We start from the raw sequence: 21,610 nt of genomic DNA on the forward strand, positions 1-21,610 counted from the left end.
GCAAGTAATTAATATTCAAGCTTCAATCCCGCCAAATATTTCGAAATGGCTTCAATCTGCTGATCGGACAACTCAACCGTAGGCATGAGGTTACCCGGCTTAACAGCTTGCGGATCTTTAAGCCAACGCTTAAGATTCTCTTCAACCGTGCCTTCGTTCGAGTATTTCTTGTCTTCGGTATTAATCAGAATGCCGGCAACGGATTCTCTGCTGCCGATTCCTGTAAGGTTCGGATATACTTTACCGCCCTTGTCGCCAATTGCGTGGCAGGACAAGCATTGGTTCGTAAGCAGATCGGCAAGCTCCTGATCCTGCGGAAGCGCTACAGGCGCTTTCTGAGCAGTGACCCAACGCTCGAACGAAGCACGATCAACAACCTTAACTTTAAAGTCCATCAAGGCATGAGAAGGTCCGCAGAGCTCGGCGCACTTCCCAAGGTAAACACCCTTCTTAGGCGCTGAGAAGTACATCGTGTTCGCATTCCCTGCCGGATTCGTATCAATCTTGCCCGCAAGCGAAGGAACCCAGAACGAGTGAATGACATCTTTGGTCTCCGCATGAATGGAGATAACCGCGTCATCCGGAATGAGCAGCTCTTGTGCTGTCTTCACGCCGAGATTCGGATATTCGAATTCCCACCAATATTGATGTGCGGTAACTTTAACTTGTATGGCATCCGGGTCATTCGTGTAATCCTTGGCAAGTCCGAAAACCGATTGAATGGTCGGGACACCGAGAATGACCAATAGGATGATCGGAATAACCGTCCAAATAATTTCCAGCTTGTGGCTGCCTTCCACCTGTACTGGAATTGTTTTGTCGCCGGGACGACGACGGAAACGAATAATTACATACGCCGCAAGAACAAATACGACCACAACTACTAAAGCCATAATAATGATAGACCACGTCATGAGTCCAAATTGCTCTTCGGCAACCGGTCCTTGCGGTCTAAGCGTCGACAAGTCAGCTCGTCCGCATGCTGACAGCAGTAACACCATTCCGGCAAGAAGCGGCGTGAGCCGTTTTAGAACGTGCCACCGATTCATCATCAATCAACCCCACTTTTACATTTTCACAGCAGCCGAGAAACGCACAAAAAAGCGGCAAACTGCGTGATTTCCTAGCTGTTTCTGACAACTTCCGCAATCTAATCACCATATTAAATATAAAGTTGAAGGTGCTGTTTGTCAATGTTCCTAAGAGAGTTCACAAATTGTTCTCATACCAGCAGAAATGCCGATTTTATAAGGATTTCTGCTTGCCAAGGGGCATCGCTGAAGCGCCATGTCTATCCTACATTGTGTGCCAAACCCATGGTTCTTTATGTATGAAACGACATGCATATTTCACATTCTGTCGTTCATGCTAAAGGTATTGATGCGGAAGGAGCACTCCAACATGAGAAAACAGGCTATGACTCGTTCGATTTTATTATGCTTTGCCGTGCTTATTGGCGTTGTCGGCATTAGCGGCTGCAGCAATTATGAACGCCGCCTTCAGAACAGCACTTACGATTACGGCTCTCGCGAGAAGAATGATCCCAAGATGCGCGGCGGGCGGGCGTTCGGAACGGTAACCGGAAAGCCCGGACAGCATGACAATTCATGGTTTGAATACAGCAATCTGCTCTCCACTGAGGTTTCCAGCATTAATGGAGTCGCCGCCTGTTTCGTCATGCTGACGGACAAGAATGCTTATGTCGCACTGTCGCTTGACGGGACCGCCCTTGGAACGAAGAACTCTGGCGGGCGCGATTCAAAGGAGCAGGACAATACCGGCGCCACCAGAGGCGTCTATAATATCAACAACGGCAGCCCTTACTGGAACAACGAACAGGTGGTCGGCCCATACAATTCCAGCTTTACGGTAAATGACCATAATCAATTATCCGAAGAGCTCAAGCAAACCGTTGCCGTACAGATCCGCAAGCTGGCGCCCCATGTACAGGAAGTGCATATCTCGGCCAATCAGGAGTTTATCAATGAAATACTGCAATATGCCAAGGAAGCCTGGGCTGGTCATTCCCTTACACCATGGGTTCATTCATTCAATGTTCTCGTCAAGCATCAATTTGCCGGCGGCGATGAGCTGCCAGTCCCGATTAAAACGCTGAAGCAGCGCGCCAATCTGCATCGGGGAGCGTCTCAGTAATTTATTATTGCCACCAAAACCCTCTGCCAAGCCAGACAAGCAGAATCCCTGCGAAATACTGTTCAGAACCTCAGGGCATCATCGCAGGGAGCTGCTTTAAAGATTAGCGGAGCTTGGATAACGGAATTGAGAATTCAGGAATACCCGCAGCATAGGGGGTATATTCGTACAGACTGAAAAATACAATGATGGCATCCCCACGCAGATAATAGCGTTGATCGGGCTGAATGGTCTCGAATGGACTTAATAGAGGCAAATCCTGCGCCTTAATCTGTTTCTTGATTTCTTCATTAATAACGCGAATATAATTAGTGTTGCCCAGCGCCGCTTCCTTAAGAGTGATCTCTTCGCCTGTCTCCAGATTGAAATTATGTGGCTGATAGTCGTACATCCCGTGAGCACCGCCAGAATACTCATAGACAAAGAATTGGAGGCTAAGCTTGTTCTTTTCATTATATGTAACGGTATATCCAACATCGAAGGTCATACTCGGCGCCTCATCGCCCATCTCCTTCGCAAAATCCACGTATCCGCTGAGCAAATCCTGCCCACTCTGAATATACGCCTCCGCCTTCGACTTCAATGTGCGATTGATCTTGCTCTGGACGTCCTTGTTTGCAAAGCCCTCGATTTGCGGGTATTGAACATCGACTGTTCCATATTCAGATTCTTCAGAGAACGATTGGCTGGTCACTTTCAGGTCATTCTCCGGGATGGCCTGAATCGATATCACCTTCGCCTTGGCGTCATATCCAATCGCAAAGCCCATATGCTCCAGCAGCAAACGAAGCGGCAAATACGTTGTTCCCTCTCGTACAATCGGCGGTGATCCAAAAATACGATTGTTGTTGATCCAATAATAATTGCCTCCTGCCCCCATCTCCATCGTCTTGTTCTTGCTGCTTACCGAGATTGTCCGCGTTTCAGCATCCCAGTTGGTCATAAGCCCAAGCTCCTTACTCAGAAAGGACAGTGCAACATAGGTCTCATTGCCTGTTGCCATGCCTGCAGGTACGTTCAAAAGCTTGCCGCCAACCATGATTTTCATCGGCTTTAATTGCAGAACGGACTGTGAAGAGCCGCCCTCCGCTTGCACGGTCCCCATGGATATGGGAGCAATTGCAGCGCCAAGCAATAAGGATGCCGCAATCGGAAGCGCAAGCCATTTCCGTTTCTTCAATTGAGATTGTATCGCCATTGTCTCTTCTCCTTCTGCCATTCTCAAATTTGTTCTTTAATCATGATATACCCATATAAGTGAATCTGTAAAAACAAAAATGATTAGCTGCGCCATTCCATCGCTATAAGGAAATTATCATTATGAATTGTGGTAGAATGGTGACAAATAAGCTGTCACCTTGCGTGTGCTACATTAGACTCGCAGGGCTACAGCAACGTTCGTTCGGGAGGTTCAACTGAGGTGAAGCGAAGAGACAGGCTGCTCGCAATTACTCTTGCCCTGCAGGCCAGACCAGAAACTGCACAGTCGTTAGCGGACAAGTTCGAGGTTTCCAAACGAACCATTATGCGCGATATGCAATCGCTCTCCGAGATTGGGGTTCCGCTGTATGCTGAATCGGGCAAAGCTGGCGGGTACCGGCTTATGGAGGGTTACCGTTTGCCCCCGCTTCATCTCGATCAACGGGAAGCGCTAGCGCTCCTGCTGTCTTTGAAGCTGATGCATGGCTATGCTGACACCCCCTTCAACCGGGAGCGCTGGACTGTTCAGGACAAGCTGCTTGCCGCACTGGCTCCAGAAACAGCAGCTTCGGTGCAGCGGTTATTATCCTTTTTGGAGATGGAAGTGCCTCCCCGCCATTATGAGGCTCCGCTGCTGGAGCCTCTGCTGGCTTTCATCGCCGCCTCCGACTGGGTACAGGGCATATACCGATCACTAAGCGGAGAAAAACAGGTCACGCTTCGTCCGCTTAAGATCTACGGGGCACACGGCTTCTGGTATTGTGACGCCTACTCTCACACGCATGCGGAAAATCGGGTTTTTCGCGTTGACCGATTCTCTTCGCTGCAGCGCTCGCTTCCGCCTAATGAGAAGAAGAGGCCTTCAGCAGGCAGAAACAATGAAGAGCCTCACACGATGATCCATGCCCGGCTCACCTATAGCGGCGCTCTGCAGGTGGAAAGAGACTACCATATCGGCGGCCATGTGAAGCAACTAAATGAAGACGCATGGGAATTGCGGTTTCATTGTCCTGCTTCAGAATGGAGCTGGGCCGTTGGTTTATTTTACTCGCTAGGAGAGAACGCTCTCGTATTGGAGCCGGCTGCCCTGAAGCAGGATATCGCTTCGAAAGCGCGTGAGGTTTGGGAAAAGTATCCATGCACGACTAACGACCATTCCACAGACGAGGAGAAATGATAATGGCTACAGCAAATGAAATGATCGTAAACGCACAAACATTCATTCATCGCAATGGACGGCTACTAGAACGCAGATGGATGGAGCATCTATTCGAGGGAGGCTCGAAAAATGCTGTTATCGCTGCTCTTCGAGCCTATCAGAACGATGACGGCGGCTTCGGACATGCATTGGAGCCCGACATTCGCGATCCGCACAGTCAGCCGATTCCAACAGAGGTCGCGCTTCATATTATGGACGAGCTTGATTTGTTTGACGCCTCTATTGTAAGCGGCATTTTGCAATATCTCGAAAGTATAACGCTGCCAGGCGGCGGGTTTCCACGAGCGCTGTGCAGTGTGAATCATTATCCCCACGCGCCTTGGTGGACGACGGAACGAGATGATGCAGCCAGCATGAATCCGACCGGCAGCATCGTTGCGCTGCTGTTGAAGCAGCAGGCCGTTCCGCTTGCCGAATCCCCTGATCAGGGCCATTGTCCGCAATGGTTTGCTGATACGATTCAATTTATATGGCGAAACATCGGGAATGTCGGACGAACAGATTATCATGATCTCATACAAGCGATCGATTTCCTACAGCAGACAAGCGATCGCGCTCGGGCAGAAACTCTGCTGGCACAGATGGATTCGTGGCTTCTGGCACCCGGAGTCATCGAATATGACAGCAAGGCCGAGGGCTATGTGCACAAAATTCTCGATTGGGCGCCCAAGCGCAGCAGCTATTGCGCCCGGCTGATCCATGACCAGGAGGCGGTCTCGCGCCATCTTGATGCCCTTATCGCCGAACAGCAGGACGATGGAGGATGGCCCATTAGCTGGGAGCCGCCGTCTCAGGCAGCAAAGCTGGAATGGCGCGGCTATATAACCGTGCAGCGATTACTGACTCTTCAATCCTATGAGCGGCTCAATAGCTGATCGTTTATGCCGTTAATGTAGGTGAACGCGGCCACCTGTCACCGTCATAACAGCAGTGAAGCCAACGCGCGTAGAAGTACGCGCGTTGCGCCATTATAAGTATAGGATTGCAATATCTTGACAGCTGCGATAGAATAATACTCCTCTCTTTCTCTACGCATATTTCAATTTTCACCACCGCCCCACGTATCGTTTCGCCGCAAAAACGATCATGGAGGTGCTTCATCATTGCTTTTCCTTGTATTGGCCCGCAAATCTTACCTACGCAACTTGCAGTACCGTGGTGCCCATCTGGTACACAATATTGCCAGCGCCATATTTGGTTTTATCTACATTTCAATTTGGACCGGAATTGGCCAGTCCCACACGCTTGGCGAATACGGGATTGACGGAATGGTAGCCTATATCGCCTTTAATCAAGCCAGCCTCTGGGTGACCACATTTATAAACAACGGCCTCGGAATTCAGCAATCCGTCCGTACCGGTGGTATCGCCATTGATCTGATGAGGCCCGTCCCGCTTTTCTACCAGCTCATGTGCAAGGAATGGGGACAAATTGCGTATCAGTTCATCTATAAATTCCTTCCCATCTATACGCTGTACATCTTCGTTCTGCCGCTTCAAGTCCCTACGTCTATGCTGACTTTCCTGTGGACCGCTGTCGCTCTTGCGCTCGCCGCTTTCATCTCGATCTGCATTAATTTTCTGATCGGCGCCGTTGCGCTATGGACGATGGAATCTGGCTCTCTCTTCTGGGTCAATTACGCGTTCAGTATGCTGCTGTCCGGCTTTCTTATTCCGATTGAATGGCTGCCTGGATGGCTTCGCTTCATTAGTCATGCCTCCTTCTATCCATTCCTTCATTATGTTCCGACCCGAATCTATCTCGGCATGGAATCACCATGGACACTGATTGGCTCTTTATGCTGGGGAGTCCTGCTGCTGTGTGCCTGCTTGCTCGCAACTCATCTCATGCGCCGCAGACTGGAGGTGCAAGGCGGATGAAGTGGCTTCGAATGTATAAACTGCTCGTTATTGCAAGTCTGAGAAGCCGTATGCAATACAAATTCAATTTCTGGCTCACTGCTGCCATGACTGCTCTGGTCAGTGTTGTGGAATTTCTGCTGCTGGCCGTCATTCTTACGAAATTCGGACATATCAAAGGGTGGAGCCTCGCCGAGGCCGGATATCTGTATGCGACACTGACGATATCGAAGGCACTATATAGAAGTCTTGCCTCCGATGTTCATCATCTGGAAAAATATTTGGTCAGCGGCGAGCTCGATAATTTGCTGCTTCGACCTATTCCAGTACTGCTTGGACTCATGTCGCAAAATTTTTCCTTCAGAATTGGAGAATTCCTTCAAGGGATCGCTTTGCTAGCCATCTGTATGCGGATGCTGTTCCTCGAAGGCCAGCTGACATGGGCAGCAATTCCTCTCACAGTCGTCGTTATTGGATCGGGGGCGCTGCTGCTATTCGGGATCGGCCTGTTAACCGCTACTATTGGGTTCTGGTTAACCCGCATTGAGCAGCTCCAGAATATTACGGAGGATGCGGCGCGAACAGCTGTTCAATACCCGCTTACGATTTATCCAAGATGGATGCAGGGCCTGCTTCTTACCTTCATTCCAGTTGCCTTCGCAAGCTACATCCCTTCCCTGTATATCATCCGCGGCCAAGGTGGTCTATGGCTGATCGCAGCATCATTGGCGGTGGCGGTGGCGGTGTTTGGCCTGGGACTATTGATGTGGCGGCTCGGCATCGCCCGCTATCAAAGTACAGGAAGCTGATGCGCCGCGATTCTCGGCGTGCGGCACTGCTGAATGCCGCGCGCGCAATGGTCGATCTATCGCGCCACTCACAGCTTCGGACGAGCGGTGCGGCAAGCCATACAAGAGCGGTCAACCATATGAGCTGGAGAGGGGAATGTAAAAACGATGATTACAGTCAGCCGATTAACGAAGCAGTTTAAGACAGCTCCCAGGAAGGAAGGACGATTTAAAGCGCTGCGCGCCATGCTGTCACGAGACTATGGAATCAAAGAAGCGGTGAATGATATAAGCTTTTCGGTCGAAAAGGGGGAATTCGTCGGTTATATCGGACCCAATGGGGCCGGCAAATCAACAACAATCAAAATGCTCTCCGGCATCCTCCATCCAACCTCCGGCGAGGTGAGAATAGACGGATTAAGTCCTCATAGTCAGCGGCGGCAGGTATCTCGCAGGCTTGGTGTTCTTTTCGGACAACGGACTCAACTGTGGTGGGATTTGCCGGTACGTGATTCCTTCGATATTCTTGCCGCGATGTATGACATTGCTCCAACGGTCAAGACGCTGCGGATCAAGGAATTATGTGCTTTACTCGAAATGGACCCTTTCATGGACACACCCGTCCGTAAGCTGTCTCTCGGACAGCGCATGAGAGCTGACATTGCTGCAGCGCTGCTGCATGATCCCGACATTCTGTTTCTAGATGAGCCTACAATAGGGCTGGATGTCACTGCCAAACGCAATATCCGGGCATTTCTGCGGACGATCAACCTTGAGCTTGGCAAAACAATCCTACTGACGACACACGACATGGATGACATTGAGCAGCTGTGCAGTCGAGTCATTGTTATTAATGATGGGCGAATTGGCTTTGATGGAACGATTGATAGCCTCCGCGACCGGATTGGCTTGCCGACCATTATCCGCGTTACATACCGCAAGGAAATGGCGCTGCCGAAGGACGACTGGCCAATGCGTCTGACCAACCGCACAGGCCTCACGCTTACCGTCGAATGCAATCGCAAGCAGATCCGTGCAATGGATGCGCTGCGACTGCTTGAGAATCTTGGAGAGATCGAGGACGTCCATATGGATGAACCGGATTTCGAAGAAATTATTCATCGCGTGTATTAGCGCCCGCACCGCTACCATTACTCTGCATTGTCCTGCATTCAAAGCTCTGGCTACTTGAATGCAGGACATTAGAATATGCCGGATTGCTGGTTGCCCCAAACAGCTCCATGCCCTATACCTGCGAAAGTGCAGCAAATAATCAGAAAGAAAAGTACGGTATACGCTGAATTTTGGAAAGTGCTTGACATATGATCACGAATGATTTATCTTTAATTTAAGATATTTGAAGTTGAGAAAAGAACCGAGGTGATGACGATGAACGAAGCACAAGACAACTCCTTGCACCTTAACATTGTGTTATCCCGAGCCTGCCAGTGGGTCAGCGCTCATGCGCATCATGACATACGACAGCATGGATTGAATCCGACAGAATTCGGTGTACTGGAATTTTTGTATCATAAGGGAGCTCAGCCGCTGCAGCAAATTGGCGAGAAAATTCTGATGACCAGCGGCAATATCACATATGTCGTTGACAAGCTTACTCAGAAGGGTCTTGTCCAGCGCAAAGCCTGCGACAGCGATCGTAGAGTGATTTTTGCGGAAGTTACTGATAAAGGAAAGCAGTTTATTGAAGAAGTTTTTCCCCAGCATGAGAAGGTTATTCAAAAAGCGGTAAGCGGACTGACCCGTGAAGAACGTGAGCAAGCGATTCACCTCCTCAAGAAGCTGGGAATTGCTGCGCAAGGCAGCTTTACTTAGCACGCCGGGCTGGACATAGCTGCGCTTCACTTGGCTAGTTAGCCGGGCTATTGTAGAATGGCATACGGAATGGCATACGGGGCAATGCCCCATGAATAATATCTTAATTTTAAGAAACTTAATATTAATGAATGGGAGAGGTTTATAATGAGTATGGATATTGGATTGTTGATCGTTCGACTGGTAATTGGTTTATTATTTATAGGGCATGGAGCACAAAAAATGTTTGGCTGGTTCGGAGGCTACGGCCTTAAAGGCACTGGTGGCTGGCTAGAGTCCATCGGAGTCAAGCCTGGCGTTCTGATGGCATTCATGGTTGCCCTGTTCGAGATTGTCGGAGGATTATCCTTCGCACTTGGACTATGGCTTCCAGTAGGAGCAGCACTTATCATCATTACTATGATCGGCGGAATTGTCACGGTACACGGCAAGAATGGACTCTGGGCTACAGCTAATGGCTACGAATATAATGTCGTTCTTATCGCTATAGCTGTCGGTGTTGCACTTATTGGAGCCGGAGAATATGCCATCGCTTTCTAATTTATTGGTGAATGGACCTCTACTAACAAACATGTTCAAGCTTTTTAACAATTACGCATAAATAATGCGCTGCCGATCCGCTTCCCGCGGCTTCGGTTCAGCAAGGAGGATAACTACATGCAAACTATGGTATATGGACCAACTCTTCAAGCAACCGGCGCTTTTGATGGCGGCAATATTACGGAACAGAAACCGATTGGATTCCCTGGAGAAGGCTCCGTCGTGAAACGAGTCGGGCCGCTATTCTACTGGGCCTGGGCCCACTCCAAAAGCGACGGCTATATTGGCCTGCATCCTCATCAAGCGTTCGAAATTATGACCTATGTCGTTCAGGGCAAGGCTGAGCATGGCGATACACTGGGAACCAGAAGCACGGTTGGTCCCGGCGGTGTGCAGATTATGCAAACGGGATCAGGCGTAAGCCATGAGGAGCGCTTCATCGGTCCTGATATGGAAGCTTTCCAAATCTGGTTTGAGCCGCATATGGAGAGTGCTTTGAAAACGAAGCCGACCTACAATCAATATGAGCATGGCGAGTTTCCAACAGTTGCAGGTGATGGGTATGTGAAGAAAACCGTTATCGGCCAAGACGCCCCTGTTGAAATTGTTGCCGATGCACGGATGTGGGATGTCGAAATTCAGCCGGGGCGAGAATACCGTCATACTGTTCCTGCTGACCGTACACTGACTGCGCTTGCGATACGCGGAGCTGGAACGTGGACCAATGGCAGCTCTGATGCCAGCAGCACGACTGCTTTTCATCACAAAGACTTTATTGTAGCCCCGGCTGATGCAGCCGTGGAGACTGTCATTCATGCTACCGAGCAAGGTCCGCTTCGCCTCATTCTCATTGAGGTTCCGACAAAGGTAGATTATCCGCTGTATCCTAAACGGTAATGCACTGAAATTTGGTGACGATGCACTAACAAGCAGAGCCCCCTTAACAATTTGAAAACCGTATCATTCGATACGAAAATAACCCGCATCCAGGTTAAGTACCACGGATGCGGGTTATCATTCGTTAGGCTCTCGTTCTATTGCTGTCGGTTACGGTCAAGAGAACACTTATCGCTGCGCTTTATATTGCCGCCGCTCCACTGAACTAGGCCAGAATCAGTTCGATCCGGTCCAGTACAGCCTGCTCCAGCACCACGCCGGATGCTTTCACATTCTCGATCACTTGCTCGGGGCGGCTTGCGCCGACCAGTGCACTCGCGACATTCGGCTGGCGCAAAATCCAGGCAAGTGCAAGCGTGCCGACGGAAATATCCAATTCCTCGGCAATTTGCGACAGCGCATGAACCTTCGCAATTTTCTCCTCGGTCACACCTTTGCGCATCCAATCCAGCTTCGCTGCACGGCTGCCCTCCGGCAGGTTGTCCACGGACTTGTATTTGCCGGTCAGCAGACCTTGCGCCAGCGGCGAGAACACAACCTGCCCAATTCCGTTGCGCTCGCTGAACGGTATAACTTCCTTCTCTATGTAACGCTCGAACATATTATAAACAGGTTGATTGACGACAATCCGATCCAGAAGATAGCGATCTGCTGCAGCTAATCCTTCTGCCATCTGTGCCGCTGTCCATTCACTTACCCCGACATACAGCGCCTTCCCTTGGCGAACAAGATCATCAATGGCGCGAAGCGTCTCATACAGAGGCGTTTCCGGGTCATGACGGTGGCAGTAGAAAATATCTACATAGTCCACACCAAGCCGCTTCAGACTGGCATTGCATTGCTCAATAACATGCTTGCGCGACAAGCCGCGGTCATTAGGACCCTCGCCCATCGGCCAAAATGCCTTGGTTGCAAGCACATACGATTCACGCGGAAAAGCTTTTATTGTCTCGCCAAGAAGAATTTCTGCTGCGCCCTTCTCATACACATTCGCTGTATCAAAAAAGTTGATGCCCAGTCCGTATGCGGTCTGGATCGCCTTCACTGCATTCTCACGCTCTACATACCCGCCATAAGTCAGCCAACTGCCGAGACTGATATCGCTTACCTTCAATCCACTGCCGCCAAGTCTGCGAAAATTCATATTGTACATCCTCCTCATCACTATCTTGCCTCACAAGTACTATTGTACGCATGCTTCTATTCAATTAATAGTAGTGAAATAATTATCACTTTATTATAAACTGTATACCTACTATACTTAATGTAACTAATTTTTCGGAAGAGGAGCAATGAAGGATGAGCACCAATAATTACATTCCCAGGGAGCCTCTCGTCATCGATTGCAATATTGAGAAAACATTGCATGTCATTGGCGGCAAATGGGCGTTCCTTGTGCTGCGCGAGCTGTTCGGCGGAACTAGAAGATTCGGCGAGCTGCAGCGATTAATTCCCGCCGTCAGTCCGCGTGCGCTTACGAGCACACTGAGACATTTAGAAGAGCAAGGAGTGCTCGAACGCCATGTCTTCCCTACCGTACCTGTAACGGTACAATATTCATTGACGCCCAAGGGCGAGGACTTGCACCAAATGATCAAGGAAATGAAGCTGTGGGCAGCCAAATGGACCTAGCTTCCAACACGTATAAAGCTGAATGAACCCACTCTACCTGCTCACGCCGCCATAATGGCGGAATAGTCGTATACAGACAGCAACCCAACAGCCGCTTACCCAGAAGCCGCCGATAATATCGGAAGGATAATGAACGCCCAAATATATTCGACTCAGACCAATGCATAGAATCATCCCCGCACTAAACGCGATCAGCGTGATTCTCGCTCCCTTCGAGCTCAGATGACGCCACAGCAAGTAGGTCAACAGGAAGTAGAGGGTGAAGGCTGCCATAGAATGTCCGCTCGGAAAGCTATAGCCTTGCTCTTCTACGATACGGTGAATATCCGGGCGGGCACGCTGATACAGCCCCTTGAGCACTGAATTGAGCAGCGCGGAGCCGGCAATTCCACCCAGCAGCAGAATCAGCTCCTTCCGATGCTTGAACACAACGGCCAGCAGCACTGCCGCAACGATCACAAGCGGAATAACAACGGCTGCCGAACCGATAACCGAGAAGAGCTTGGCAATATTCGTCAGCACGTCATTCTCCCAGCCCTGAACGATATGTATGATCGCCTCATCGAATCGCCCAAGCTGTTGGCGCGAAATCAGTATCGCCAGTCCCTGGAAGCCACTTAACGCCAATAAAATCCATACAAACCACATTCCCATTTCCCCCCATGATGTCTGCAACTTTTCTTATTATAAACAAAAAGACGAGTATGATCGAAATTTCGGAACTAACATTTTTCATACCGCAACATCCACGCGGGTGCGCCGCTACATTTGGAAACTGCGAATCGCGAGCTCCACCCCACAAATAAACCCTGATAGCAACTCAAGGCTGCACATCAGGGCCACGGAGAGAAAATTGCCTTTTTCAAAAAATACTAGTCTATAAAAAGTTTTACTATATAACCGGCTAACGCACCGATCAAGTAGAAGGATATGACCTCCAACTTTCTACTGCTCGTTCGCCTACTCTCCATCTCACCCAAGAGAATAGCTGCAACGAGCAACAGAATCTTGACTGCCAGGTGGACGTAGGGGACTGTCAACCCCATTATGACAGCGAGAACAAGATAAAATATGCGAATACGAACCCCTCCTTTTGCCATTAGACCCATTTATTATACAGGATTTGGCGTCATTAGGAATACTATCTGTTCTCATCCCCATTAGTCAGATTGCCTCACACTTTCCAGACGAGTTCCCGAAAAAATACAGCCACCTACTTTAGGTCGATGCATCCTCATTATAGTTTTCCGTCTAAGCCAGTGGACTTTCATAAGAACGCTCCTCGCGATAATCATGATTGAAACCGATTCCAATATATGTTATAGTGAAGGAAATTTAAAGGCAATGAAGCTTAGGGTTCAACCTCGTACTTATTTGGGGGTCTGGACCCTTTTTTGTCGTATGCCTTACAAGAGGAGCATGATATAGCGTGCATTTGGAAGCCATTTACCACCGCGTAACACAGAACTGGGCCTATGCTTATGATAAGCGCACTCTCCACATTCGGATTCGTACGAAGAAGTCGGATGTGGCCCGCATCGATCTTAACTGTGCGGATAAATACAAGAAGGAAAAGACGACAGTTGTCGTTCCTATGGAGAGATGGGCGTCCGACGACCTGTTCGATTACTGGGAGGCAGCAGTTCAGCCGCCTTACCGCAGATTGGTTTATTATTTCATCCTTCAATCGGAAGGCCAAACCGTATACTTCATGGAGAAAGGCTTCTTCCGCGAATCCTTGCCAGAGAATATGGATGACGGCCTGTTCGACTTCCCGTTCCTTAACCCGGCAGACGTCATCGCACCTCCGGAATGGGTAAAGGATGCTGTTTTCTATCAAATATTCCCGGAACGCTTCGCTAATAGCGATGCTTCGCTCAACCCTCCAAACGTCGAGCCTTGGGGCGGCGTGCCTACACGCGACAATTACTTCGGCGGCGACCTGCAGGGTGTCATTGACCATCTCGATCATTTGAACGCGCTTGGCGTTAACGCGATTTATTTCAACCCGATCTTCGAAGCAACAACGAATCATAAATATGATACACGTGATTACTTGAAGATCGATTCGCAATTCGGAACGAACGAAACGTTCAAGAAGCTCGTAGCCGCCTGTCACGAGAGAGGCATTCGCGTCATGCTTGATGCGGTATTCAACCATTGCGGCCACACATTCCCGCCATTTGTTGACGCGAAAGAGAAAGGACAAGCATCGAAATACGCGGATTGGTTCCATGTACGTGAATGGCCGCTGACAGTTGTAGATGGCATCCCAACCTATGACACCTTCTCATTCGAACCGATCATGCCTAAACTAAACACAGAGAATCCAGAGGTCAAGGAATATTTGTTCAACATCGCTCGTTTCTGGATTGAAGAGGCTGGTATCGACGGCTGGAGACTTGATGTAGCCAACGAGGTTGATCACAAGTTTTGGAGAGAATTCCGCGACATCGTTAAAGGGATCAATCCGGACACCTTCATTCTCGGGGAAATTTTCCACGATTCCATCCCTTGGCTGCAAGGCGACCAATTCGATGCGGTCATGAACTATCCGTTCACGAATGCCGTATTGGAATTTTTCGCTCACAGACGGAGTACGGCTGCTGAATTCACTTCCAGCATCAACACGCAATTAGCGGGATATCCAAGACAGATCAACGAAACAGCCTTCAATCTGCTGGGCAGTCATGATACCATTCGCTTGTTGACGCTATGCGGCGGCAATGTGAAATTGATGAAGCTGGCAAGCCTGTTCCAGCTCACCTTCTTCGGGTCGCCTTGTATATATTACGGCGACGAAATCGGCATCGATGGCGAGATGGACCCATTAAACCGCAAATGTATGGAATGGGATCCAGCCAAGCAGGATCAAGATCTGTTCGCATTCTTCAAACGCATCATTGCGCTGCGCAAGCAATACACCGCGCTGCGCACTGGAAATCTCAAATTCCAGCAAGACGGAAACAGCGAACAAACACTGGTCTACGAGCGTTGGAATGAGCAGGATCATTTCCTTATTCTCATTAACAATTCAGATGCCAGCGTAAGCAGCACAGCCACCTCATCCGCAGACAGCTGGACGGATGTCGAATCAGGCAATACCGTTACTGCCAAGCAAGGACAAGTGACCGTGGAGCTTCCAGCCTTCGGCTACTCCATCCTGCATGCATCACGCGGATAATTTCTGACTATAGTACTGCAACGCGCTCGGAATACACGCGCGCTGCTATAACTAAAGAGGCAGTCCTCTTCGTCACTTCGAAGGGAACTGCCTCTTTTGCTCGTATCGCTCGTATTCCTCGTATTCCTCGTATTCCTCGCATTGGCCGATGCAGGCCTGCTATCGATGAGTGGTCAGAATCAACGCTTGATTCGGCGCCAAGCTCACACGCTCCAGCCGTTCCCCGATGCCAGGCGAGCCGAAAGCACTGTCAATAGCTACGTAGTATGGTTCCGACGACTGAATCCATGCCGCAGTGTCCAGAATGACCGATTGCTCGGAACTTAGATTAAAGCATCCCACCAACGCCTCATCCCCTTTGCGATAGCCGTAGATAAGAACATTCTCCGGCGATTCCGCAACGAAGAAATTGTCCGGCTTCAGCAGCTCCAGCCATCTTTGCTTGCATGCATGAAGCGCTGCAAGGAGCGGAATCATCGGCTCAGCATTCTTCCAATTCATCGTCATTTCATTGAAGAATGCGCGCGGAACTTCAGCGCCATTCGTATTATCTCCCAGCCCGCAGTTCATCGGCTGCTCCTCATTGAGCTCGAAGCCTGTAGCGATGAAAGGTATCGCATTGGGCAGGAAGCCATTGAACACCCCGATCATACGCGCCAGCCCAACACCGCCCCGGCTCGTAATTCTCGGTGTATCTGCTGTTTCCGCACAGGCGAAAATATGAATTTCCAGCTCCGGCAGATCACGAATATAGGACAGCAGATTCTCCTTCGTAATCTCTGTCATAACGTTCCAGCCGCTTCCGAGCATAATATTATAGCCGGATTTCGCCGCCTTCCTATGATTGCGGTTGAACAAATCCTCGCTGATCAATAGTGCGCCCGGGCGCTTGGCCTTGATCGTCCCGAATATTTCTTCCAGCAGCGGTATCGGCAGAACATGGCCAATATCAATACGGAACCCGTCGATGCCGTACGTATCCAGATTGAAATGAATGGCATTAATCAAGTAATCCCATAGCTCCCGATTCGGCCTCTCCGCAGGATAATAATTGCATTTGATCGTATCGAACAGCACATAAGGCGCTTGATCCGGCTTGATCAACGATTTCGTGTGCGGGGCAAAATCATGGTACAAGCGCAGGAAGGTAATGTCGGTCCATATCGGTTGCGTATCATTCACCCAGTCTGAATGAGCAGGCGATGTCGTGATTCCCATCTCATTCTCGACCAGCGTCAAAATTTCTTCGCCCGTCTCCTTTGCACGCTCCTGAAGACGAGACCAGAGCTGAGGATTCAGCACGTTCGGCGGCTGCGAGAATTGCTCCAGGAATGGTGCTGTCTCCTTGCTCCGATACACGGTCTCCACCTTGTCCGGCGTACACTCTTCGAATGGAGCCAGCTCTGGAATATGGGGCAGCCGAAAGCTGTCGAATGCATCCTTGCGCATCCAATATACCCAATCGGGATGCTCCAGAATAACCTCGCTGTTCCTTGCTGTAACACGAGGAATAAAGTCGACCGTAACACGTATATCGAGCAGATGACAAGCCTCCACAAGCGCGGCAAACTCATCATGAATCGTCAGCTGCTCCATTCCCTCCAGAAGCTCGTCATGCAGATTGGGATCAAGCTCGAACAACGATTGTACCGCATAGGGCGAGCCGATATCGCCCTTCAAATGCATTTGGCTATAACGGGTAACGGGGAGCACATAAAGAATGTTGACCCCCATTTCCTTGAGAAGAGGCAGAAGCAGCATCATCCTCAGAAAGGTCCCCGATTCGATCTCCCCGTCATGATCATAATCCCACGCAGTAGAATAACGAAGCAGCGAAGAATAGATGATGCTCTCATCCAGATTAGCGGCTTCACCTTTTGAATAAGCGGCTGAGGCTCCCTCAATATACTTCAGATGCCGGGCGAAGAAATCGAAAGCAGCAACTTTAATTTCCCCTTCCCGCTCCTCCAATATTTCACGATAGCCGCAAACGTTCCAGATTGCGGGAATCCAAAAGATGTCCTTCCGTACATCGCTGTTCGAAGAAAGGAAATCAACAATTCTCTTTAATGGCGTCAATTCCGATACCGTCGTCATCATTACCCTCTCCTCATCGTTGTCTATTGGGTTGTTCTCTCTATTTAGTATGGTGATGCTCCTATTCCTCATTTTCTTTTTATATAATTTGACGATTGAAATGAACCGACATGCCGTATTTATGAATCGCCAAAAAGAGGACGAATCTGTCCCCGCTATTCCAGCATCGTGAAGAGAAAGCAGAAGGAATACGAATGCACAATGCGAGCATTGTTGACCGAATCCCCTCTGTCTTGAATATTGACGATTAAGCTGATATATTATCCACCAAATTTCTCATCCATTTGCGTGAATTGATTCGCACTAATCCGAATACGAAGCGTACGACCTCCTCCAAGGACAGGAAGAAGTATACCCAGAATACAGGCTGCTTCCAGACGAAGGACAGCAGCAGGCCAAGCGGCACACCGATCAGCCATGTCGTAGACGACTCCAGCTTGAAGATGAATTTGCTGTCGCCGCCGCTCTGCAGAATGCCGCCCGCAATAATCATATTGGCGACCTTCACCCACATAATTGCGGCAAACACCCAAATGACATAGACGCTCAACTGGCTCGCTTCGTCCGAGATATTGAACGCCTTCACATAGAATGGAGACATAGCTGCAATAATGCCGCCCATGACCACTGAGATGACAATCCCGAATCGAATGAATCGTTTCGCATAATCAAGCGCCGAATCATTCTCACCGGCCCCCAGCTTATTGCCCACAATAACGGCAGCAGCTCCGGATAATCCAGACAGCAGTCCGATCGTTAATCCCTGCAGCGGGAATGTGATCGTCATTGCCGTCATTTCAACAGTCCCCATCCGGCTGTAAATGATCGCATAAACCGCCTCGCCCAGAACCCATACCAGCTCCGTGAGAATGATCGGGTAGGTCGTTTGGAAGAACTTCTTCACCAGCGGTCCCGAAACTCGGAACAGGTATTTGACTTCCACAGAACCAGGCAATCGGAACCAGTACACCGCGCCAATGATCAACAGACATTCTATAATTCGTGCGATGACGGTAGCATAGGCCGAGCCTTCAAGGCCCATCTCGGGAAATCCGAAATTCCCGTAGATTAATAGATAGTTTAGAATGATATTCAGAACGACAACAGCCAAGCTCACATACATCGGAAATTTGACATGTCCGGTGCTGCGGAGAATAGCCGAATACATCATCGTAAGCATCGTCGGTACATAGCTGATCGCTACAACCTTCAAGAATATATGTCCGTTCTCTGTCACATTCGTATCTGTCGTAAACAGGCCGAGACAAAATTCCGGATAGAAGAATACGGCAATACTGAACGCTAAAGAGAGCACCGTGCCCGCCATCAATCCAAAGCCGAGCAGCTGTGAAATACTCTTCGTATCCTTGCTTCCCCAGAATTGCGCCGCGAAGATTGATACCCCTGTTGCCAGACCCGCCAATACAACAGCTATAATACTGTAAATCTTGCTCGCCATTCCCACAGAGGCTATAGCGACATCACCAAGCTGTCCGACCATAAGCTGGTCCGTTAAATACAGTACAGCCATAATCAAGCTTTGCAGAGCGATAGGTACAGCGATTCTATAGAGATTGATGTAGAAATCCTTTTTGTTGTCCATACCTCTGTTCATCCTCGCATCTTATATTTCTATCCCTTTATCTATAATTTCTTCATAACTTGCGATGACCCGATCAGCATGCGACAGATCCTGCTTGCCGGAATTCGGATTATAATAGCCAACGCAAGTCATGCCGGCAGCCTTAGCCGCCGTAACCCCATGATGCGAATCTTCAATAACCAGACAGTCAGAAGGAGCAACGCCCAGCAGCTCGGCTGCACGGAGAAAAATATCCGGTGATGGCTTGCCATGACGAACCTGCTCTCCACTAACAACGACTTGAAAGTCGGACTTCAGTCCGACTTTCGTCAATATCGTGTCAATCAATGCCAGTGAAGATGATGAAGCAAGTCCGATAGCAATGCCAGCCTCCCGTAAACTGTGGATAAGCGATACAACTCCTTCAATAGGCGACAGACTGACTTCATCAGCAATGGACACAAGAATCTGCCCCTCGTGATTGGCCAGCAGTTCATCAACAGACAGCTCCAAACCATACTTACCCCTGAGCTGCTCCCACATCGTACGAAGCGGAATACCTACATAAGCGTGATGCTCCTCTTCATTCAACGAGAAGCCATGAGAAGCGAATGAACGCTTCTCAATCTCGAAATAGAGCGGCTCACTGTCAACCAGCACGCCATCCATATCGAAGATGACTGCTCGGGGTTCGAAGCGTTCGACTCTAACCATGCATTGCAGCCTCGCCGACTCTGCATCCGGACTTTACATAGCGCATCAAAGTATAGTTCTCCTTCGTCTGTACCTCCATGACCTTGAAGCGCTTGGTCAAATTAAGATCATGATAGCCTTCGCCATCAACCAGCGTAATATTAGAAGCGCCGCCGATAATGATAGGAAGCTGCATCAGAATGATTTCGTCAACCAGATTATGATCGAAGACATGCCAGTTAAGCAGACCTCCGCCCTCAACCATCAAGCTTTTGAATCCTAGCTGCTCCTCCAAAATAATGAACAGCCGCTCGAAATCGACCATCTCCTTGCCGCAAATAATGACTTCCTTGCCCAGCTCCTGAATGGCGAGCGCCTTAATCGGGTCGAATCCCTCCTCAGTTGTCACGATAATCGTTCTGCCATCATCACGGAACACATTGCTATCCAGCGGAATATCCATCGATCGGGTTGGAATAATCCGCGCAGGATTGTTGTTCTCTTCATAACGATTCGTCAGAAAAGGATTGTCTGTAAGAATGGTGTTCTTGCCTACCATGATGCCATCCACTTGCCCGCGAAATTTATGAATATATTCCGTATCCTTTTGATTGAATAGCTGGAACAGCTCCTTGCTGGAATATCCTGATCCGAACGTCAATTTACCATCTATCGAAATTTGGCTGAATATAGTTACTTTCATACCGTCTCCATCTCCTCGTTGATCCGATTTTGTGTTGCTTCCAATTCCGTGATACTCTTATCCAAGCTCTGTTTCAATTCGATTAGCGCCTTCTCCGGCCCTTCGGCAAGCAGCACTTCGAGAGCAGCTGCCAGTGACACCCAGATCGTGATCATTATTGGACTTACAGGCATAGAGCGGCATTCCTTGAGAAGTGATAGCACCTCTCTCTTATTCGGTGTGCTTATGAGCTCCAATTGTTCTAGAATAAGCTGGTTTGCAGGAATACGCTGTACACGATTCGCCCATAACAACTGGCATTCTTCGCTTAACATGAAACGGACAAAGGATTTGATATCATCGCTTGCTTCGGATGTCAGCGAATGATTGGGAAATACCAAACCAATTGAAGAAGACATTGAAACCGAAGGGTTGCCTTGAATAGATGGAAGTCTGCCCACTGCCAGACGATCCTCCATATTGCGGCTCAGATGATTGAAAATCCATTCACCGCTAATGATCGCGCCAATCTTCCCGGCAATGAATTGCTCAAGAAGCTCAGTCGCTCCGTCAAGACTTATGATTCGACCTGCTGCGGTTTGCTCAACTACGAACTCAAAGGCTTGTTCTACTTCTTCAGTCAGCAAATGAGGTCTGCCATCCTTCAGCGGCCATCCGCCGAATGCGGTCAGAAAGGGTATGAAAACGTAAGCCTGCGACAGATCAGCGCCGAATGGCGTTATATCGTTCTTCAGCAGCTCTTCCGCTTGCGCCTCAATATCTTCCCACGATTGCGGCGCTTCACCATAAATTTCTTTATTGTAATAAAGCACCAAATGATTGCCCAATAGAATCGGGACGCCATATTGCTGATCTTCGAACTGCATCGTTGCCAGCGAAGCTTCAGATATAATGCCGCGATGCACATCCTCTGTAACGGGAGAATAGGCGCCGAGCTTCCTGTAGCTGGTCATGTCCGATGGGACAAGAGCCATCTGCGCTCCTTCACCAGTTGCGCTAACGCTGCACAATCTCGCTCCAAGCTCAGCAATTCCCATCACCTCAGGAATGATCCTGCAATTATGGCGTTCCGAATACAATTGACAAATCTCTTCCAGAACCTCAATGGATGTATCACTTGGACCATCAAATTCATGCCATATGGTTATTTCTTTCTTTTTCTCTATTTGTTCTCCCATCCTATATACGCCTCCTTGCATGATTGACCTGGATATCATCCGCCTATCTGT

General features: G+C 49.2%; 21 protein-coding genes. 12 read left to right on the plus strand and 9 right to left on the minus strand.

Annotated features, from left to right (window positions below; all coding sequences use genetic code 11):
- Positions 1–8: 8 nt before the first annotated feature.
- On the minus strand, positions 9–1,052 hold the full coding sequence (gene coxB / locus L6H65_RS13805) for a cytochrome c oxidase subunit II (protein WP_236343122.1): 1,044 nt from the start codon (positions 1,050–1,052) through the stop codon (positions 9–11).
- Between the two features lie 349 nt (positions 1,053–1,401).
- On the opposite strand from coxB, the gene L6H65_RS13810 reads away from it, so the two are divergent.
- On the plus strand, positions 1,402–2,154 hold the full coding sequence (locus tag L6H65_RS13810) for a hypothetical protein (RefSeq protein ID WP_236343123.1): 753 nt from the start codon (positions 1,402–1,404) through the stop codon (positions 2,152–2,154).
- 103 nt (positions 2,155–2,257) lie between these two features.
- On the opposite strand, the gene L6H65_RS13815 is transcribed toward L6H65_RS13810, so the two are convergent.
- Positions 2,258–3,352 carry a PdaC/SigV domain-containing protein gene (locus L6H65_RS13815; RefSeq protein WP_236343124.1) on the minus strand — a complete coding sequence of 365 codons (1,095 nt, stop codon included), beginning with the start codon at positions 3,350–3,352 and terminating at the stop codon, positions 2,258–2,260.
- A gap of 222 nt (positions 3,353–3,574) precedes the next feature.
- On the opposite strand from L6H65_RS13815, the gene L6H65_RS13820 reads away from it, so the two are divergent.
- From L6H65_RS13820 to L6H65_RS13860, 9 genes are all read left to right on the plus strand, one after another.
- Positions 3,575–4,531 (plus strand): helix-turn-helix transcriptional regulator, encoded by a 957-nt coding sequence (locus L6H65_RS13820; RefSeq protein WP_236343125.1) that lies wholly within the window; start codon positions 3,575–3,577, stop codon positions 4,529–4,531.
- A gap of 2 nt (positions 4,532–4,533) precedes the next feature.
- The gene (locus L6H65_RS13825) at positions 4,534–5,448 is read left to right on the plus strand and encodes a prenyltransferase/squalene oxidase repeat-containing protein (protein ID WP_236343126.1); all 915 of its coding nucleotides are present in this window, start codon (positions 4,534–4,536) and stop codon (positions 5,446–5,448) included.
- A 228-nt stretch (positions 5,449–5,676) separates the two neighbouring features.
- The gene (locus L6H65_RS13830) at positions 5,677–6,453 is read left to right on the plus strand and encodes an ABC transporter permease (protein WP_236343127.1); all 777 of its coding nucleotides are present in this window, start codon (positions 5,677–5,679) and stop codon (positions 6,451–6,453) included.
- Positions 6,450–7,241 (plus strand): ABC transporter permease, encoded by a 792-nt coding sequence (locus L6H65_RS13835; RefSeq protein ID WP_236343128.1) that lies wholly within the window; start codon positions 6,450–6,452, stop codon positions 7,239–7,241. The genes L6H65_RS13830 and L6H65_RS13835 overlap by 4 nt, the downstream gene beginning before the upstream one ends.
- Complete coding sequence (locus L6H65_RS13840) at positions 7,241–7,423, plus strand: hypothetical protein (protein WP_236343129.1); 183 nt, start codon at positions 7,241–7,243, stop codon at positions 7,421–7,423. The genes L6H65_RS13835 and L6H65_RS13840 overlap by 1 nt, the downstream gene beginning before the upstream one ends.
- A complete protein-coding gene (locus tag L6H65_RS13845) occupies positions 7,389–8,354 on the plus strand; it encodes an ABC transporter ATP-binding protein (RefSeq protein ID WP_236343130.1) in 966 nt (321 codons plus the stop codon). The genes L6H65_RS13840 and L6H65_RS13845 overlap by 35 nt, the downstream gene beginning before the upstream one ends.
- 249 nt (positions 8,355–8,603) lie before the next feature.
- The gene (locus L6H65_RS13850; RefSeq protein ID WP_371877698.1) at positions 8,604–9,053 is read left to right on the plus strand and encodes a MarR family winged helix-turn-helix transcriptional regulator; all 450 of its coding nucleotides are present in this window, start codon (positions 8,604–8,606) and stop codon (positions 9,051–9,053) included.
- A 153-nt stretch (positions 9,054–9,206) separates the two neighbouring features.
- Positions 9,207–9,593, plus strand: a complete 387-nt coding sequence (locus L6H65_RS13855; RefSeq protein WP_236343171.1) for a DoxX family protein — start codon at positions 9,207–9,209, stop codon at positions 9,591–9,593.
- Between the two features lie 117 nt (positions 9,594–9,710).
- Positions 9,711–10,490 carry a pirin family protein gene (locus L6H65_RS13860; protein ID WP_236343132.1) on the plus strand — a complete coding sequence of 260 codons (780 nt, stop codon included), beginning with the start codon at positions 9,711–9,713 and terminating at the stop codon, positions 10,488–10,490.
- Positions 10,491–10,695: 205 nt separating this feature from the next.
- On the opposite strand, the gene L6H65_RS13865 is transcribed toward L6H65_RS13860, so the two are convergent.
- A complete protein-coding gene (locus tag L6H65_RS13865; protein WP_236343133.1) occupies positions 10,696–11,634 on the minus strand; it encodes an aldo/keto reductase family protein in 939 nt (312 codons plus the stop codon).
- A 155-nt stretch (positions 11,635–11,789) separates the two neighbouring features.
- Between L6H65_RS13865 and L6H65_RS13870 the strand changes: the two genes are divergently transcribed.
- Positions 11,790–12,122 carry a winged helix-turn-helix transcriptional regulator gene (locus tag L6H65_RS13870; RefSeq protein WP_236343134.1) on the plus strand — a complete coding sequence of 111 codons (333 nt, stop codon included), beginning with the start codon at positions 11,790–11,792 and terminating at the stop codon, positions 12,120–12,122.
- 33 nt (positions 12,123–12,155) lie between these two features.
- On the opposite strand, the gene L6H65_RS13875 is transcribed toward L6H65_RS13870, so the two are convergent.
- Positions 12,156–12,770, minus strand: a complete 615-nt coding sequence (locus L6H65_RS13875) for a phosphatase PAP2 family protein (protein ID WP_236343135.1) — start codon at positions 12,768–12,770, stop codon at positions 12,156–12,158.
- Between the two features lie 781 nt (positions 12,771–13,551).
- Here L6H65_RS13875 and L6H65_RS13880 point away from each other — a divergent pair.
- Complete coding sequence (locus L6H65_RS13880; RefSeq protein WP_236343136.1) at positions 13,552–15,306, plus strand: glycoside hydrolase family 13 protein; 1,755 nt, start codon at positions 13,552–13,554, stop codon at positions 15,304–15,306.
- Positions 15,307–15,465: 159 nt separating this feature from the next.
- Here the strand turns inward: L6H65_RS13880 and L6H65_RS13885 are convergent, their stop codons facing one another.
- The 5 genes from L6H65_RS13885 to L6H65_RS13905 form a co-directional block, all read right to left on the minus strand.
- The gene (locus L6H65_RS13885; RefSeq protein WP_236343137.1) at positions 15,466–17,406 is read right to left on the minus strand and encodes an alpha-amylase family protein; all 1,941 of its coding nucleotides are present in this window, start codon (positions 17,404–17,406) and stop codon (positions 15,466–15,468) included.
- A gap of 244 nt (positions 17,407–17,650) precedes the next feature.
- Positions 17,651–19,006 (minus strand): MATE family efflux transporter, encoded by a 1,356-nt coding sequence (locus L6H65_RS13890; protein ID WP_236343138.1) that lies wholly within the window; start codon positions 19,004–19,006, stop codon positions 17,651–17,653.
- Between the two features lie 21 nt (positions 19,007–19,027).
- Positions 19,028–19,699 (minus strand): HAD family hydrolase, encoded by a 672-nt coding sequence (locus tag L6H65_RS13895; protein WP_236343139.1) that lies wholly within the window; start codon positions 19,697–19,699, stop codon positions 19,028–19,030.
- On the minus strand, positions 19,692–20,381 hold the full coding sequence (locus L6H65_RS13900) for a dihydrofolate reductase family protein (protein ID WP_236343140.1): 690 nt from the start codon (positions 20,379–20,381) through the stop codon (positions 19,692–19,694). The genes L6H65_RS13895 and L6H65_RS13900 overlap by 8 nt, the downstream gene beginning before the upstream one ends.
- Complete coding sequence (locus tag L6H65_RS13905; protein ID WP_236343141.1) at positions 20,378–21,559, minus strand: sugar ABC transporter substrate-binding protein; 1,182 nt, start codon at positions 21,557–21,559, stop codon at positions 20,378–20,380. Before L6H65_RS13905 ends, L6H65_RS13900 begins: the two co-directional genes overlap by 4 nt.
- Positions 21,560–21,610 lie beyond the last annotated feature (51 nt).

Source organism: Paenibacillus plantiphilus, assembly GCF_927798095.1.
Classification (GTDB): Bacteria; Bacillota; Bacilli; order Paenibacillales; family Paenibacillaceae; genus Paenibacillus_Z; species Paenibacillus_Z plantiphilus.

What these genes read in the sequence shown, in the direction of transcription:
- coxB (WP_236343122.1), bottom strand. Translation starts at nt 1,052, where the DNA reads ATGATGAATCGGTGGCACGTTCTAAAACGGCTCACGCCGCTTCTTGCC.
- L6H65_RS13810 (WP_236343123.1), top strand. Translation starts at nt 1,402, where the DNA reads ATGAGAAAACAGGCTATGACTCGTTCGATTTTATTATGCTTTGCCGTG.
- L6H65_RS13815 (WP_236343124.1), bottom strand. Translation starts at nt 3,352, where the DNA reads ATGGCGATACAATCTCAATTGAAGAAACGGAAATGGCTTGCGCTTCCG.
- L6H65_RS13825 (WP_236343126.1), top strand. Translation starts at nt 4,534, where the DNA reads ATGGCTACAGCAAATGAAATGATCGTAAACGCACAAACATTCATTCAT.
- L6H65_RS13835 (WP_236343128.1), top strand. Translation starts at nt 6,450, where the DNA reads ATGAAGTGGCTTCGAATGTATAAACTGCTCGTTATTGCAAGTCTGAGA.
- L6H65_RS13840 (WP_236343129.1), top strand. Translation starts at nt 7,241, where the DNA reads ATGCGCCGCGATTCTCGGCGTGCGGCACTGCTGAATGCCGCGCGCGCA.
- L6H65_RS13845 (WP_236343130.1), top strand. Translation starts at nt 7,389, where the DNA reads ATGATTACAGTCAGCCGATTAACGAAGCAGTTTAAGACAGCTCCCAGG.
- L6H65_RS13850 (WP_371877698.1), top strand. Translation starts at nt 8,604, where the DNA reads ATGACGATGAACGAAGCACAAGACAACTCCTTGCACCTTAACATTGTG.
- L6H65_RS13855 (WP_236343171.1), top strand. Translation starts at nt 9,207, where the DNA reads ATGGATATTGGATTGTTGATCGTTCGACTGGTAATTGGTTTATTATTT.
- L6H65_RS13860 (WP_236343132.1), top strand. Translation starts at nt 9,711, where the DNA reads ATGCAAACTATGGTATATGGACCAACTCTTCAAGCAACCGGCGCTTTT.
- L6H65_RS13865 (WP_236343133.1), bottom strand. Translation starts at nt 11,634, where the DNA reads ATGAATTTTCGCAGACTTGGCGGCAGTGGATTGAAGGTAAGCGATATC.
- L6H65_RS13870 (WP_236343134.1), top strand. Translation starts at nt 11,790, where the DNA reads ATGAGCACCAATAATTACATTCCCAGGGAGCCTCTCGTCATCGATTGC.
- L6H65_RS13875 (WP_236343135.1), bottom strand. Translation starts at nt 12,770, where the DNA reads ATGTGGTTTGTATGGATTTTATTGGCGTTAAGTGGCTTCCAGGGACTG.
- L6H65_RS13885 (WP_236343137.1), bottom strand. Translation starts at nt 17,406, where the DNA reads ATGATGACGACGGTATCGGAATTGACGCCATTAAAGAGAATTGTTGAT.
- L6H65_RS13890 (WP_236343138.1), bottom strand. Translation starts at nt 19,006, where the DNA reads ATGGACAACAAAAAGGATTTCTACATCAATCTCTATAGAATCGCTGTA.
- L6H65_RS13895 (WP_236343139.1), bottom strand. Translation starts at nt 19,699, where the DNA reads ATGGTTAGAGTCGAACGCTTCGAACCCCGAGCAGTCATCTTCGATATG.
- L6H65_RS13900 (WP_236343140.1), bottom strand. Translation starts at nt 20,381, where the DNA reads ATGAAAGTAACTATATTCAGCCAAATTTCGATAGATGGTAAATTGACG.
- L6H65_RS13905 (WP_236343141.1), bottom strand. Translation starts at nt 21,559, where the DNA reads ATGGGAGAACAAATAGAGAAAAAGAAAGAAATAACCATATGGCATGAA.